At 38.1% G+C, this 12,669-nt stretch carries 20 protein-coding genes and 1 pseudogene; 4 read left to right on the forward strand and 17 right to left on the reverse strand.

What is annotated here, in order from left to right:
- Positions 1-3: 3 nt before the first annotated feature.
- Positions 4-939: an ATP-binding cassette domain-containing protein gene (locus ACFQIC_RS17495; protein ID WP_204711465.1), complete on the reverse strand. Its 936-nt coding sequence runs from the start codon at positions 937-939 to the stop codon at positions 4-6.
- Positions 940-1,109: 170 nt separating this feature from the next.
- On the opposite strand from ACFQIC_RS17495, the gene ACFQIC_RS17500 reads away from it, so the two are divergent.
- A complete protein-coding gene (locus ACFQIC_RS17500) occupies positions 1,110-1,499 on the forward strand; it encodes a MarR family transcriptional regulator (protein WP_204711463.1) in 390 nt (129 codons plus the stop codon).
- Positions 1,500-1,781: 282 nt separating this feature from the next.
- Here the strand turns inward: ACFQIC_RS17500 and ACFQIC_RS17505 are convergent, their stop codons facing one another.
- The 4 genes from ACFQIC_RS17505 to ACFQIC_RS17520 form a co-directional block, all read right to left on the reverse strand.
- Entirely contained in the window at positions 1,782-2,012 is a 231-nt protein-coding gene (locus ACFQIC_RS17505; protein WP_204711461.1) for an SHOCT domain-containing protein, read from the reverse strand.
- Between the two features lie 72 nt (positions 2,013-2,084).
- Entirely contained in the window at positions 2,085-2,870 is a 786-nt protein-coding gene (locus ACFQIC_RS17510; RefSeq protein WP_204711459.1) for a sulfite exporter TauE/SafE family protein, read from the reverse strand.
- Positions 2,871-2,892: 22 nt separating this feature from the next.
- Positions 2,893-4,026 carry an MBL fold metallo-hydrolase gene (locus ACFQIC_RS17515; RefSeq protein ID WP_204711457.1) on the reverse strand — a complete coding sequence of 378 codons (1,134 nt, stop codon included), beginning with the start codon at positions 4,024-4,026 and terminating at the stop codon, positions 2,893-2,895.
- A gap of 13 nt (positions 4,027-4,039) precedes the next feature.
- A complete protein-coding gene (locus ACFQIC_RS17520) occupies positions 4,040-4,339 on the reverse strand; it encodes a rhodanese-like domain-containing protein (protein ID WP_204711456.1) in 300 nt (99 codons plus the stop codon).
- 279 nt (positions 4,340-4,618) lie between these two features.
- Here ACFQIC_RS17520 and ACFQIC_RS17525 point away from each other — a divergent pair, with 279 nt between their 5' ends.
- Both ACFQIC_RS17525 and ACFQIC_RS17530 read left to right on the forward strand, forming a co-directional pair.
- Complete coding sequence (locus tag ACFQIC_RS17525; RefSeq protein ID WP_417363405.1) at positions 4,619-4,744, forward strand: hypothetical protein; 126 nt, start codon at positions 4,619-4,621, stop codon at positions 4,742-4,744.
- A gap of 317 nt (positions 4,745-5,061) precedes the next feature.
- Complete coding sequence (locus tag ACFQIC_RS17530) at positions 5,062-5,394, forward strand: 2Fe-2S iron-sulfur cluster-binding protein (RefSeq protein ID WP_204711455.1); 333 nt, start codon at positions 5,062-5,064, stop codon at positions 5,392-5,394.
- A 170-nt stretch (positions 5,395-5,564) separates the two neighbouring features.
- Here the strand turns inward: ACFQIC_RS17530 and ACFQIC_RS17535 are convergent, their stop codons facing one another.
- From ACFQIC_RS17535 to ACFQIC_RS17565, 7 genes are all read right to left on the reverse strand, one after another.
- Entirely contained in the window at positions 5,565-6,731 is a 1,167-nt protein-coding gene (locus ACFQIC_RS17535; RefSeq protein ID WP_204711454.1) for an aminotransferase, read from the reverse strand.
- Positions 6,728-7,225, reverse strand: a complete 498-nt coding sequence (locus ACFQIC_RS17540) for an Lrp/AsnC family transcriptional regulator (RefSeq protein ID WP_204711453.1) — start codon at positions 7,223-7,225, stop codon at positions 6,728-6,730. The genes ACFQIC_RS17535 and ACFQIC_RS17540 overlap by 4 nt, the downstream gene beginning before the upstream one ends.
- 442 nt (positions 7,226-7,667) lie before the next feature.
- On the reverse strand, positions 7,668-7,799 hold the full coding sequence (locus tag ACFQIC_RS17545; RefSeq protein ID WP_390217535.1) for a hypothetical protein: 132 nt from the start codon (positions 7,797-7,799) through the stop codon (positions 7,668-7,670).
- 143 nt (positions 7,800-7,942) lie between these two features.
- On the reverse strand, positions 7,943-8,233 hold the full coding sequence (locus ACFQIC_RS17550; RefSeq protein ID WP_390217537.1) for a hypothetical protein: 291 nt from the start codon (positions 8,231-8,233) through the stop codon (positions 7,943-7,945).
- Positions 8,234-8,274: 41 nt separating this feature from the next.
- Positions 8,275-8,607, reverse strand: coding sequence for a zincin-like metallopeptidase domain-containing protein (locus tag ACFQIC_RS17555; protein WP_390217539.1), 333 nt, complete (start codon positions 8,605-8,607; stop codon positions 8,275-8,277).
- Positions 8,608-9,550: 943 nt separating this feature from the next.
- Complete coding sequence (locus tag ACFQIC_RS17560; RefSeq protein ID WP_390217551.1) at positions 9,551-9,730, reverse strand: zincin-like metallopeptidase domain-containing protein; 180 nt, start codon at positions 9,728-9,730, stop codon at positions 9,551-9,553.
- A gap of 27 nt (positions 9,731-9,757) precedes the next feature.
- Positions 9,758-10,108 carry an ArdC-like ssDNA-binding domain-containing protein gene (locus ACFQIC_RS17565; RefSeq protein WP_390217541.1) on the reverse strand — a complete coding sequence of 117 codons (351 nt, stop codon included), beginning with the start codon at positions 10,106-10,108 and terminating at the stop codon, positions 9,758-9,760.
- A gap of 265 nt (positions 10,109-10,373) precedes the next feature.
- On the opposite strand from ACFQIC_RS17565, the pseudogene ACFQIC_RS17570 reads away from it, so the two are divergent.
- Positions 10,374-10,515: pseudogene (locus tag ACFQIC_RS17570) on the forward strand (YnfA family protein); the annotation flags it as partial.
- Here the strand turns inward: ACFQIC_RS17570 and ACFQIC_RS17575 are convergent.
- The 5 genes from ACFQIC_RS17575 to ACFQIC_RS17595 form a co-directional block, all read right to left on the reverse strand.
- Positions 10,492-10,680 carry a hypothetical protein gene (locus tag ACFQIC_RS17575; protein WP_204711451.1) on the reverse strand — a complete coding sequence of 63 codons (189 nt, stop codon included), beginning with the start codon at positions 10,678-10,680 and terminating at the stop codon, positions 10,492-10,494. The pseudogene ACFQIC_RS17570 and the gene ACFQIC_RS17575 sit on opposite strands and share 24 nt — an antisense overlap.
- 11 nt (positions 10,681-10,691) lie before the next feature.
- Positions 10,692-11,381, reverse strand: coding sequence for a cytochrome c biogenesis CcdA family protein (locus tag ACFQIC_RS17580; RefSeq protein WP_390217543.1), 690 nt, complete (start codon positions 11,379-11,381; stop codon positions 10,692-10,694).
- Positions 11,382-11,404: 23 nt separating this feature from the next.
- A complete protein-coding gene (locus tag ACFQIC_RS17585; protein ID WP_390217545.1) occupies positions 11,405-11,740 on the reverse strand; it encodes an ArsR/SmtB family transcription factor in 336 nt (111 codons plus the stop codon).
- 389 nt (positions 11,741-12,129) lie between these two features.
- Positions 12,130-12,315 carry a glutaredoxin family protein gene (locus ACFQIC_RS17590; protein ID WP_390217547.1) on the reverse strand — a complete coding sequence of 62 codons (186 nt, stop codon included), beginning with the start codon at positions 12,313-12,315 and terminating at the stop codon, positions 12,130-12,132.
- A 148-nt stretch (positions 12,316-12,463) separates the two neighbouring features.
- Positions 12,464-12,669: hypothetical protein (locus tag ACFQIC_RS17595; protein WP_390217549.1), on the reverse strand; the 206-nt coding region annotated here is incomplete at its 5' end.

Below are 12,669 nucleotides of genomic sequence, written 5' to 3' on the forward strand. Positions count from 1 at the left end.
TGATTACTGATCATTCGTTTCACCAATTTCTCTACCCGTGAAAGCTAAAAATACATCGTTAAGAGTCGGTTTACGAATGTTTAATTTAGTAATAGGTATATTTAAAGTTTTAATAAATGAAGAAATAAAAGCATCACTGCTCGAAACCTTCAAGTGGATCGTATCATCTTTAAGTGAAACTTCCGCATCGTCCACTTTGTCCTGAATTTCTACTAAAGCTTGCTGATTATCTTCCGTAGACAATTCAATGATATCGCCGCCAAGTTGATTTTTCAGTTCAGTAGGCGTGTCGATCGCAATAATTTCTCCCTGATCCATAATAGCAACTCGATCACTAATTTCTGCTTCATCTAAATAGTGGGTAGTCAAAAACATCGTGATTCCTTCTTTTTCTTTCAATTTTAAAATATATTCCCACAAGTGCGCACGCGTTTGCGGATCGAGCCCTACCGTTGGCTCATCCAAAAACAGCACCTTAGGGTAATGAAGCAGTCCTCGTGCTATTTCAAGACGTCGTTTCATTCCACCAGAGAATGTTTCTACACGGTCTTTTCGTTTATCTACTAAATCAACGATTTCCAGCACCTCTTGGATGCGCTCCTGTCGTTTATCTTTTGGTACTTTATAGAAACGGCAATGAAGCATGAGATTTTCATTGGCTGTTAGTTTTTCATCCAATGTATTTTCCTGAAAAATAATACCAATACTTTCACGTACACTGTTCTTTTGCTTCTTAACATCAAAACCGTTAATAATAATGCTCCCCTCACTAGGAGCAAGCATCGTGCAAATCATGTTAATCGTTGTACTTTTCCCTGCTCCATTAGGACCAAGAAATCCAAAAATCTCCCCTTCATCCACCTCGAAATTGATTCCCTTGACGGCATCGGTTTTTTTATAGGTTTTCCTTAAATCTTTTACTGAGATAACTGGCTTCACAAAAACACTCCTCCCCTACAGTGAATAGTTCTGTTATCATAACTATATAGTAATTATTCACTCAATGTAGAAAGAAGTCAACGTTCAGCTATTAGAAATGAGGGATTACAATTAATGAATCAATTGATACGAGTAAGCTAGTAGAACAAACGTTATCCGTCATCCCTCTGATGGCGAAAAAATTATTTGGTCCTGTTCACATTTTGCATGATTCTGATTTACACCATACCCACTTCCATATTCTAAATATTATTGCAGATGCAGATTCTATCCGTACTACAGATATCGGAAAAAAATTAGCCATCAGAAAATCAAACTTGACGCCTTTAATTAATAAATTGATGGATAAAAATTTTATTATAAGAGTAAGAGACAACGAAGATCGTCGCGTTATTTATATTGAGCTTACAGAAGAAGGAAAAGTTTTTTTAGAGGAAAAAAGAGAAATACTTCAACAAGAGGTCAAAGAGCGTTTGGGAAAATTAAGCGTGGAAGATCAGAGAAAATTACAAGAGGCTGTATTCAACCTTGATTCCGTGTTATCAAAATTGACTGAATAAAGAGTTGTAAGGAAAGAATAGTTCCGTATGTAAAAAGAGGATAGGGGGAGAGAGAAACCGCTCGCTTTCCCCCTACCCCATTCTCCGATGAAAAGCAACGGAAACGCAATACTTTTATTTGTATGGTACCAGGTACCACACAATTAGAAATCCCTCTTTACTTTTAATTAGGGACAAATGAAAAAAAGTGCTATTTCAATTTTAAAGGAATGGATAATAACAAAAAAAGGATGCCCTGGGCTCGAGTGAATAAAGCCCAGGGCATCCTTCTTACTGAAAAAATTATTGTTCTAATTTATGTTTCAAACGATCATATTCTTCTTTAGAAATCTCCCCTTTTGCTAACCTTTCCTTTAATGTATCAAGCGGTCTATTGCGGGATGAATGGTTTGATTGATTGTTTGTCCCTGGTTTCATCATCCAAACAATAATGAAAATAATCGCTAAGACAATCAAGATACCGAAGAATCCAAAGCCAAAAAATCCTCCACCCATTCCACTGCCATTCATCATATCCTCACTCCCTTTGCTCTTCCACTCCCTGTATACCCGTATAGGTATAATTGTAATCATCTTTATTTTAATCTAAGTTAAAATATCCCACCAAATCTTAACGGCTGTCCCAACTATTAAAACAGCTAAAATCATTTGCAGCACCTTCGCGTTTACTTTTTTCCCAAAGTTAGCTCCTAGCGGTGATGCAATGAGGCTTGCAACAATCATAACAATCGCTGGAACAAACAACACTTGTCCCGTCAAAACCTTTCCTGTTGTTGCACCTATGGAAGATATAAAGGTTATCGCTAGCGATGAGGCGATGGTCATACGTGTTGGAATTTTTAACACTAACAACATGATCGGCACTAAGATAAATGCACCAGCCGCACCAACAATCCCTGCACCAATTCCTACCAGAATTGCAAAGAAAGCCGCGAGCCATTTGTTGAAGGTTACTTCTTCCAGTGAGACATCTTCCTTATTTTCCTTTGGCATCAACATCATAACCGCGGCAATAATTGCTAATATACCATACACTAAATTGATTCCATCATCTTCCATGAATCTTGAACCAAATCCACCAATAAAACTGCCAATTAAGATGCTAATACCCATATAGAGAATTAATGATTTATTTAGATATCCACCTTTCCTATATGCCCACACACCGCCGATCGTTGCAAATAGCACCTGCACAGCACTAATCCCGGAAACCTCATGGGCAGTAAACGTAGTTAATCCTACTAATGATGGGATATACAATAGCATAGGGTATTTAATAATGGAGCCACCAATTCCAACCATTCCAGATATAAAGGAACCAATGAAACCAATCAGAAAGATAATCATCATAAAATAGATACTATAATCCACCGTTTTTCACCTTCCTACGTCATTATCCGTGGACTGCACAACGGTTGGGTCCAATTTCCATTTCTCTCTGTTCTTCCTCCTCTAGATTTTCTTTACCCATGTTCGTATGACGAATTTTTTCATACGCATTGGGCTGTGGCGGAAGATTGTCGGTTACCATTCTTCTGAATTCGTTCTCATTATCCACTTGAAGACCAGAATTTTTCTGATAAAGATCTCCTAAACGAGCTGATACTTGTCCACCTTCTCCAAGTTCTTTGGCAAATGAATAGTGAGCTGGTAATACGACTAAATCGTCTGACAGTTCTTTGTAGCGTTTATATAGCGTGTTGCGTAGATCTCCTACCCAGTCTTCGGCTTTTCCTGCTAAGTCTGGACGCCCAATGGATTCTACAAACAGGATATCGCCTGTAAGAAGGTATTGATTATCAATGATTAACGATGTACTACCAAGTGTGTGACCTGGTGAATAAATCGGTTGAACTTTTACCGTCGTATTCCCTATTACAATATCTTGTCCCTCTTCTAGTGCTGTATAGTCAAAAGTAACTTCTGTAGCGTCTTTTGGTGGCAGATAATACGTTCCATTTACTTTTCCCGCCAACTGACGTCCTCCAGTAATATGGTCGGCGTGAAGATGGGTATCGATCAAGTGCTTAATTTTTATATCATTTTTTTCGGCGAAGTTTTCATAGACACTTGTCATTCGGTTTGTATCTACAATCGCCGCTTCCCCATCTGATACTATAAAGTAGGACAGACAACCTTTACCTAAACGGATAAATTGATGTAGAGTTCCACCACCATCTAAATCAGCAATTTTAGTTGGTTCTAAATGTTCACTCCAAGCTTTCATGCCACCTTCTAAGGAATGAACATTAGTATAACCAGCTTCATCGAGTATTTTAGCAGCCTTTTGAGATGAATTGCCTTTAGCACACACAACAATAAATTCTGCTTCTTTTGGTAAGTTTCCTTCTACGGATCCAATATCAGCGAGCAAACTAGAGTATGGCTCGTTTATAACATCTACATTTCCACCTTCGATTTTCCAATCATCAAAGTCACTAGGATTCCGTACATCTAAAATCAATGTTTTTTCATGATTTACTACTTTCTTTGCTAATTCTTTTGTTGTCATTGTACTTACAGCCATTGCTTTTCCTCCCTTATTCCTCTACATTGTCTTCCCATGCCAACATTCCGCCTGTCATGTTCGTTACCTCGTAGTTCTTCTCCTTCAAAATTTCACTAGCTTTCCCGCTTCTTCCGCCAGATCGACATACCATGATGTGCTCTTTTGATGGATCAATTTCATGTAAGCGACCCTCGATCTGACCTAAAGGAATATGACGAGCACCAGGTATCTTTCCTTGCGCCACTTCTTCATCCTCACGTACATCAATAATGCTTACCTTTTGATCGCTTTTTACTCTTTCCGCTACTTCTTTAGGAGTAATTTCCTTCACTGTTTTTTTACCTCCTCCATAATTCTATTATCATTATCCCCTTTCATCTTATTCTTATCACGTGCAATACAATTTGCCCCCTTAATTATGTAAAATTACAGACTAGAGGAAGATTCCTCATCCTCGGGTTGACTGCTCGTTAACTTTTTCCGATCTTCCAAGCTTAATCTTCCCAAACGCTCTTTGATTTATTGTTCGAAGAGTCAAGCTCCATTAAGGGGAGGTTTTGTATGGTACCAGGTACCACACAATTCAAGAGGACTTGTTTCGATCTATACTGTGGCCCAATATAAGGTACATAAGGAAAGCTGTAATGAAGCACCTATCAAAAGTGGACTCCAACGTCAATTCAATCAAGACCAAGAATTAGCTGTTGTGAAACGTTTAAAATTGAGCGTTCATTAAGCATGAAGGGATGCTCGTATGATAATTTAGTGGCCGAAGCAATGTTCAAAGTTACGATGCAATCAGTTATCCAACAGAATCAATCAATAGAACAAACCCATATTTTGTAAAATGAACACCATATTGCAAATAAAGGATCTTCTGAGCCCTAGAAAGAGAAAAAAACAATTATATTGAATATAGTTGTCATGATATACTTTACATATAGGAGGAATTGAGAGGTTCAGTAAAACTTCAGGAAAAAACCTCAGATTGTTCCGTTTGTTTGGATGCAAACCAGAGAAGTTAATATTAGAATATTTTTTAGGAGGATAACAATGCCCAAAGTAACTGTTCCGGGTCGAGGAACTTTTGAAGTTGAACATGGAAAAAAATTAGCCCTGGCATTAGAAGATAACGGTGTGGATATTCTTCATCGTTGCGGTGGACAAGCAAAATGTACGACGTGCAGAGTAGAAATATTGTCTGGTGAGATTTCTGATGTAACTACCGCAGAGAAAGAAGCTTTTTCAAAAAAAGGCGTGGAAGGAATTGCTGAAGATCATTTGCGTTTATCTTGTCAGATTCGTGTGAATGATGATGTGACCGTTCGCCCTATCATGACGGTTGAAGACTCCGGAAAGAATGCCGGTCCGAGGCCTAGTGAATAAATAGAACGTGTGTGTTAGCTAAAGGTTTAACTGATTGTGTGTGGTTCCACACCCCCATTTAGTTCGTACTCAATAACTAGCTAATATGAGAAAACCTTAACAAAGTCTTGTAAATACGTATAACCAATCCCCGTTCAAATTCCACAATTTGAACGGGGATTAGTTATGTTTTATATTCGTTTTTCTACAAATCTTTTTATGCGCTTCATGGCTTCATCTAACTGTTTAATAGATGTCGCATATGAGCAGCGGATATATCCCTCACCATTTGCTCCAAATACATCTCCAGGTACGACTGCTACTTGTTCTTCTTGTAACAACTCTTCTGCAAATTCACCCGAAGTTAACCCTGTTGCTTTAATGGATGGGAAAGCATAGAACGCTCCGCCCGGATTTGGACATTGCAATCCAATTTCATTTAAGCTGCTTACTATAAAATTCCTTCTTTGTTTATAGCTTTCAATCATCTCCTGCACACTTTGCTTTCCATTTTTCATAGCTTCTAAAGCAGCATGCTGAGCCATCGTAGGGGCGCACATCATGGTGTACTGATGAATTTTTACCATGGCAGCAATGATTTCCGTTGGTCCGGTTGCATAGCCGAGTCGCCAGCCAGTCATGGCAAAGGCTTTTGAAAACCCGCTAATTAAAATAGTTCGCTCTTTCATGTTAGGGATAGAGGCGAAACTCGTGTAAGTATCATCATATGTGAGTTCTGCGTAAATCTCATCAGACAAGACGACTAGGTCATGCTTCTCAATCACTGTTGCCAGCTGTTCTAATTCTTCCTGCAATAAGAAGGTTCCTGTTGGATTATTCGGATTACATAGCATGATCGCTTTTGTTTTTGGTGTAATCGCTTCTTCAATTTGTTCAGGTTTAAGTTTAAAATCATCTTCCGCTTTTGTTTGAATTGTAACCGGTGTTCCTCCCGCTAAACTTACTGTTGGCACGTATGCTACAAAGCTTGGTTCAACAATAATCACTTCATCCCCTGGATCGATAACCGTCCGTAGTGCAAGATCAATCGCCTGACTTGCTCCGACCGTAACAATCACCTGGTCATTTGGGTCATAAGTCAATTGAAAACTCCCGTTTAGGTAGGCACTAATCTCCTTACGTAACTCCAACATACCAGCATTTTCAGTATAAGACGTGTAGCCTTGTTCCAGAGCATGGACGCTTTGCTCAATAAAATTCCAAGGCGTGACAAAATCAGGCTCGCCCACTCCGAGGGAAATGACATCTTCCATCTGAGCGGCTAAATCAAAAAAACGTCGAATGCCTGATGGTTTTAATTCTGCTACTTGCTTGGATATATAAGAAGTTTGATTCATGGTGATACCACAATTCTTTTATCATCATCGTCTTCGTCATGTAAAATAATTCCATCATGTTTGTATCTTTTCAAAACAAAATGGGTCGTTGTCGATAGAACAGAATCAAGTGCGGACAATTTTTCAGATATGAATTTTCCGATTTCCGTCATCGTTTTTCCTTTGACGGAAACGGATAGATCATAAGCTCCGGACATTAAATAAACGGCCTTCACCTCTGGGAAACGATATATACGTTCAGCCACTTTATCAAAACCTACACCGCGAGCAGGAGTCACTTTGACATCCACCATAGCGGTAACCTCTTCCACATCCAATACTTGAGCCCAGTCGATTAGTGTAGAATAGCCAAGGATTGCTTTCTTCTGCTCCAAGTGATCGAGGAGCTCCCGAATTTCGTCTATGCTTTTTCCCATTAGCTTTGCAATCTTTTCTACTTCTAAATTAGCGTTTCTCTCAATTAACTTTAACAATTCTACTTCGTTTTCTACCACTTTAAACACCCACTTTTTAAGTTATACTATGCTCCATTCTACAAGTTTTGCGAAAGAACTGAAACCCTATTTACTGTAGTTCTTGCTTTCAGTGTTTTTTGCCTACCTTATTACAGCAGAATGAATAAACTTTCAAACCAAAATGGCATAGGACATCTTCAAAAAACATTTAGCTTTATCGTTTATGCGACAGTACTCAAAGCAACATATACGTTATACTATCGTTTGATTTGCTGACCACAACATTATTGAACTATTACTTTCTACCCTCACCTATTATTACTATGTAGATAAGATTCCTGTACCGATAGATCTCCATCAGTACAGTCAGTTAGATTCACTACTGTTTTTTCCAAAACCTTTTCACCTTATTCCAAACTGTTGTGACTATCGATTCGGATAGGTCTCTTGTAAAAACTTAATAGAATGCTTTATTAATTCCTTAAATATCTACCAATTGATAGGCATCTTCACGTTTATTTGGCTTTTCAACGTTTTCAATAAACTCAATGACGTCATTATCATTTTCCTTCGGAGTGAGGTTATTTCGAGAAGAAGACCGTGACAAACGCAATGAGCATGTTAAAGACTATATAAATAAGCACTCTGAAGAAGGATTAATGAAAGAATATGATTTAAAAAAGAATGAGGAGTAGATAATATTCTAACTCCTCCTATAGCTTTACTTGTTTAATAATTAACAAAACATTTGTTGCGTTAATTATTGACCTTTTTTTTGTGTAAATGCTCAACCAAAGGAAACAAAATTTGTTCCTCCAGTTCTTCAAAAGACGAATCCACTTTTATACGGTGTCCATTGAACAAAAACGCATCCAGCAAATAAAGAATACGTGGTGTGGTGTGCCAGGTGTGCTCCTTGATCTGTTCCCACACATAAGTTTCAAACTCCTTGGAGTGCTTATTGTGTTCGATGCATCCACGTATCTTCACCTTCTTAACCTCAATCGACCCTTCAAACATATTTTTATGCACGGTTTCCCACCACATCTTAGCCCGGATGGCTTCTTGATCGTTATGTTGTTTTTTCTTTAGATAAAAGCTTTTAGGTTGGATTCACTGATCTTCCATCCTTCCTTTCTCGAGGTTGGAGCCGTTCCTTTTAAGGTTCCATTGCGTAACCAACGTCGAACACTCTCTTTATGAGTTGTAATCTTATATTCAGCCAGCACTTTGCATGGGCCACCATGCAGGGTTTTTTTCATTTTATGAACCCCAAGAATGTGATCACTAGCTTTTTGGGCTTTCTGCGAAGCACTGACAATCAAAGTTTTGTCGTTCTTTAGTTGATGTAACCATGATTGAACATAAGACGCACTGTTATCTAGGGTCGTGTTTTCTATACCGGTCACACCGCATAACATGGAAGCTCCAAGCTCCGCTATGAGTTCTTCCTTGCTGTAACTTTCACTACCAAACCTAATGGTTCTTGTTACACCATCTCTAATTTAATCGCTCTTTATGTCCTGTGGAGTGGTAGGGTAAGCGCCCGGCGCCTTGACCATATTTCTATGGCTGGTTTCCAAACACTCCCCCCCGAACCGTACGTACACGTCTCCATGTATACGGCTCTCCATCTATTTACTCTCAATCTAGCTTTTGCTTAATCCAGTAGTCCCGCATGAATCCTTTTGTGACACTCATTGCTATGACCAGGATTGTAGAGATTTCGATATAATCTCTCATAGCCATAGAATTCATCCTTAGACTTTGACGCTAGATTGTCCAAAACCACTTGTGGATTTCTCATAGAGCCTCTCGCTCCTTCTACTTGTAAATTTTGGATTCAATAGACTGACTCCCTTCGCCATGCACTGGGTTTTCCCCAGTTCGGACTACTACGGAGTCTCCGTTGCCATATTAGATATTCAGACCCTTCAGTCATAGCCAATTGGTTTGGTTGTCGACATTCTAACTTAGACAATCCCCATTTAGGTTTAATAGGAAGCTTGCAATAGTTTCGGATGTAACGTTCGTCATTTCACTCTATATAGAGTTTGGAGGTTCCGTGATCGCTATTGAAATGCATCATCCATTCATTTCAATCCTAGAACCACACAGCCTTACATGTATCCTAAACTGTGGCCCACGATATAGCCCTTCTGACTGTCATTCAAGCAGTTTAGCCTTCATCCTTATCTATGGCTTTAACCTCTCCATTCAGTCGCACAGTGATACCCCTGTGACTTGTGGATTACCCAGCATGCTACGGTCCCCTATCAAATTTCTTATCAAGAGTTAGCTGGCGGTTTTATGGACATCACGATCAGTCCAACCGTTTGCTTAAACGGTGATCCTATTAAGCCCTTATGGGCGCACGACGATTTCATGAAATAATGTGCTGTAGTACTTGTTCACGTCCTCAAAATCTTCTCTAGGCGGCACGTTCACCCGATCTTCAAACGGCACATAGTAAGCTGTCCCACTTACAAAGCTGAAGGATGGGGCATTACAGTATCCTTCTTTGACCTTTTCAGCTTCCTCTATTGGGTTATGGTCGAAAGTTTCTTCTTTTCACTTGGGCTCGATGCCTTCCACTTGTGAACATACCTCAAATACTCGAAAGTAGCGAAGCAGCGGGATTTTCTTTTCTTGATCGGTTTCTTGATCTTCCACCTCAATCATTTTCCAAAAGACTACGATGTGAGATTTTTCCCCTTTCTTTACTTTTCCACCAGCTTCTTTGATTTGCTTAAATGTGGCATATTCCCCACCATAACAGCATGGTATTGATACCTCTGTACGCTTTTGTGTTTTCCAATTCACGGAAACTCCGTTTTTAAAAGGTTTTTTCCAAGGTACTGTTCCTTTTTCTAGTTTTTCGATGATTTGGTTGGTAATCATTTCATAGTTTTTTTTGCTCATGGTTTTCTCTCCCTTGAATTTTTATTTTGCCTTTGGAACTCCGAAGCGAAGTGTGTTCCCCAAAAGGAAAAATAACCATAATAAAAAGCAGGCGTAGGCCTGCAATCCGATGTATGTATTTGATGTTGACCTTCGGAAGCCCAGTGAAATACAAGTCTCTACACCTTAATAAAACTGTCTAGTTTAGTGTTGATATTTCATAAGAAAAGGACCAGTCATTTGGTCCCTTGCATAATTTAGGAAGTTGTAAGAATTTTTTTATTCCATTATTTTGTTTGCATTTGCGGGTTTAGCTGAAATAGGTGGAGGTTATTTTGATCTGGCTATGGCTTAGAGAAGGTAAACCCTATTATTGGGGGCTAGGTGGGGGAATAGCTTTAGCTTTATATGGTGTTATTGCTACATATGCCGCACGGCGCAGCCTGCTCAGATGATCCCTGTATTTCATAAGTTTTAATAACTACATTAGTATTGTTTGGATTAGGATTTTCAGCTGATTGAGTTGTTGATTCATTTTGACCGCATCCTACCAAAAGCAACATTGTAAAAAATACCCTTACTATACTTTTCAACTTTCTCCCCCCTACACAAAGAATAAAATATATAAACTAGCTGCAAGAATAATAAAACCACTTATTTTCTCCACTTTCCCATCTTTTCCTGAAAACTTCATCACCCAATCCGAAGAATAAGCAACGACTAACAGAATTATTCCTTTTCCAATAGCATAAAAGATAAGCAAAGATGAACCTGCAAAGATGCTACCTTGTACAGCAACTAAAGTCATAATGGTAATAAATATAGGGATCGTACAGGGCGTTACAACGACGCCGAATAGTAGTCCTAATGAAAATGCACCAGTCAAGGATTTAGGTTTTTTATCATTCCAATTGATTCTGTTTGAAAGAAAAGAAGGGAATCGAAATTTTAGTATTCCGATGAGTGATAAACCCATGGTGATTCCAATAATGGCTGGTATCCATTTATCTAATCGGTAATCCGTAAACAACGTTAGTACAGAGTTTCCGATAAATGCTGCTATGCCACCAAGAATGGCTGAAGTTATTGCCATCCCTAATACGAAGAACAAGGTCATTAAAATAGCCTTTTTACCATTTCCTTTAGAATACGCTGTAATAAAACCATTATAGAAAATTAATATAGGAATATAGCAGGGGCTAACAGCACTTAAAATTCCACCTAAGAACACTGCAAAATAGACCATAAGAGTAATAGATTCTATACCCATTAGCTGATTATAAACAAATTCCATTATTGCTCTTCACCTCCATGAAACTAAAGTTTCGTACAAGAATTAATATAATCAGCATTATCTGAAACTACATTTGTTGCTAACTGTATAATTTCACGAACACGCTCATCTGTGACTTTATAGTAAACAAATTTTCCTTCCTGACGGGATGTAACAAATCCGCAATCCTTTAAGCACGCTAATTGATTAGAAACTTGTGATTGTTTCAGTTGTAATTCCCCAACTAATTGTCCAACATTCCTTTCTTCATCCAATAACTTACGAGCGATTTTTAACCGTGTAGGATTAGAAAGTGCATGAAAAAATTTAGAAATTAATTCTGTGTGGAGTGTATTCTTTATTTCTAATTGGTCATTCATTTCCATTCCTCCCTTTAAAACAAAATTGAAAGATAACAAAAAACAACCCTATTCTTAAAAAATATAAAGAATAGGGTTATTTTCTTAAGTTTTTTCTAAGGCATACGATCCCCATTCAAATGTTAACTTCTGCTTCACACCGCAATGTTCAATAATATCATTGGGTTTAACATCATCATTCACTTCTATAATTTCATCGCAAACCGCGCAGGATACCAAAGGAATCTGATCACCTCTCCATCTTCCATTATTCAACTCAACGAGTTGAATACTTACACCAGCTCAGTTCGGACAATCTATCTTATCGTCCTTATTTGAATCTATGGGAACAGGTAAATCCATTTCACAAACTGGACAAAAAACGAACATTTCCATTTAAGAATTCCCCTTTATAGATTTAGTAATCGAGATACTTTCCCTCGATCCCATCCTCTAACAACTTCACTTCCAATAATAAATACAGGTGTTCCCATAGCTCCTGTTTTTTCAACCATTTCATTCATTGCCTTTTGATCAGTTGAAATATCGATTGCTTCAAACTCAACATCCTGAGACGAAAGAAACTCCTTCGCCATTTTACAAGGTCCTCAGTTGGGTGTTGTATAAACAGTAATTTTAGGTTGTTTTTCCATCGCTTAACACTTCCTTTATATTAAAAAAACATAATATGATGATACGATTGTCTCTAATCGCCTGTTTTTTGTAAAAAAATTTGAGATTCTTTTAATTTTTAGCTTTTAACTCTTTTTCTATCCATACAAAATATCTTTTTTCAAGGTGACTTTTTTTGGTTAATCCTATTTTTCCTGTGATCATAATAATCGACATTACAACAGTTGCTAAAACTCCCCAACCGAAACCTTTTGAAAGACGTATGGTTTCCAGAAATATGAAGAACGCATTAAATCTATACTCCTTTAAGCGATAGC

It is taken from the genome of Halobacillus seohaensis, assembly GCF_042663045.1.
In the GTDB taxonomy this organism is placed as follows: Bacteria; Bacillota; Bacilli; order Bacillales; family Halobacillaceae; genus Halobacillus_A; species Halobacillus_A seohaensis.

Excerpts from the sequence above, each read along its gene's own strand:
- ACFQIC_RS17500 (WP_204711463.1), top strand. The coding sequence starts at position 1,110 with ATGGCGAAAAAATTATTTGGTCCTGTTCACATTTTGCATGATTCTGAT.
- ACFQIC_RS17505 (WP_204711461.1), bottom strand. The coding sequence starts at position 2,012 with ATGATGAATGGCAGTGGAATGGGTGGAGGATTTTTTGGCTTTGGATTC.
- ACFQIC_RS17515 (WP_204711457.1), bottom strand. The coding sequence starts at position 4,026 with ATGGCTGTAAGTACAATGACAACAAAAGAATTAGCAAAGAAAGTAGTA.
- ACFQIC_RS17530 (WP_204711455.1), top strand. The coding sequence starts at position 5,062 with ATGCCCAAAGTAACTGTTCCGGGTCGAGGAACTTTTGAAGTTGAACAT.
- ACFQIC_RS17535 (WP_204711454.1), bottom strand. The coding sequence starts at position 6,731 with ATGAATCAAACTTCTTATATATCCAAGCAAGTAGCAGAATTAAAACCA.
- ACFQIC_RS17550 (WP_390217537.1), bottom strand. The coding sequence starts at position 8,233 with ATGTGGTGGGAAACCGTGCATAAAAATATGTTTGAAGGGTCGATTGAG.
- ACFQIC_RS17555 (WP_390217539.1), bottom strand. The coding sequence starts at position 8,607 with ATGTTATGCGGTGTGACCGGTATAGAAAACACGACCCTAGATAACAGT.
- ACFQIC_RS17565 (WP_390217541.1), bottom strand. The coding sequence starts at position 10,108 with ATGAGCAAAAAAAACTATGAAATGATTACCAACCAAATCATCGAAAAA.
- ACFQIC_RS17580 (WP_390217543.1), bottom strand. The coding sequence starts at position 11,381 with ATGGAATTTGTTTATAATCAGCTAATGGGTATAGAATCTATTACTCTT.
- ACFQIC_RS17585 (WP_390217545.1), bottom strand. The coding sequence starts at position 11,740 with ATGAATGACCAATTAGAAATAAAGAATACACTCCACACAGAATTAATT.
- ACFQIC_RS17590 (WP_390217547.1), bottom strand. The coding sequence starts at position 12,315 with ATGGCGAAGGAGTTTCTTTCGTCTCAGGATGTTGAGTTTGAAGCAATC.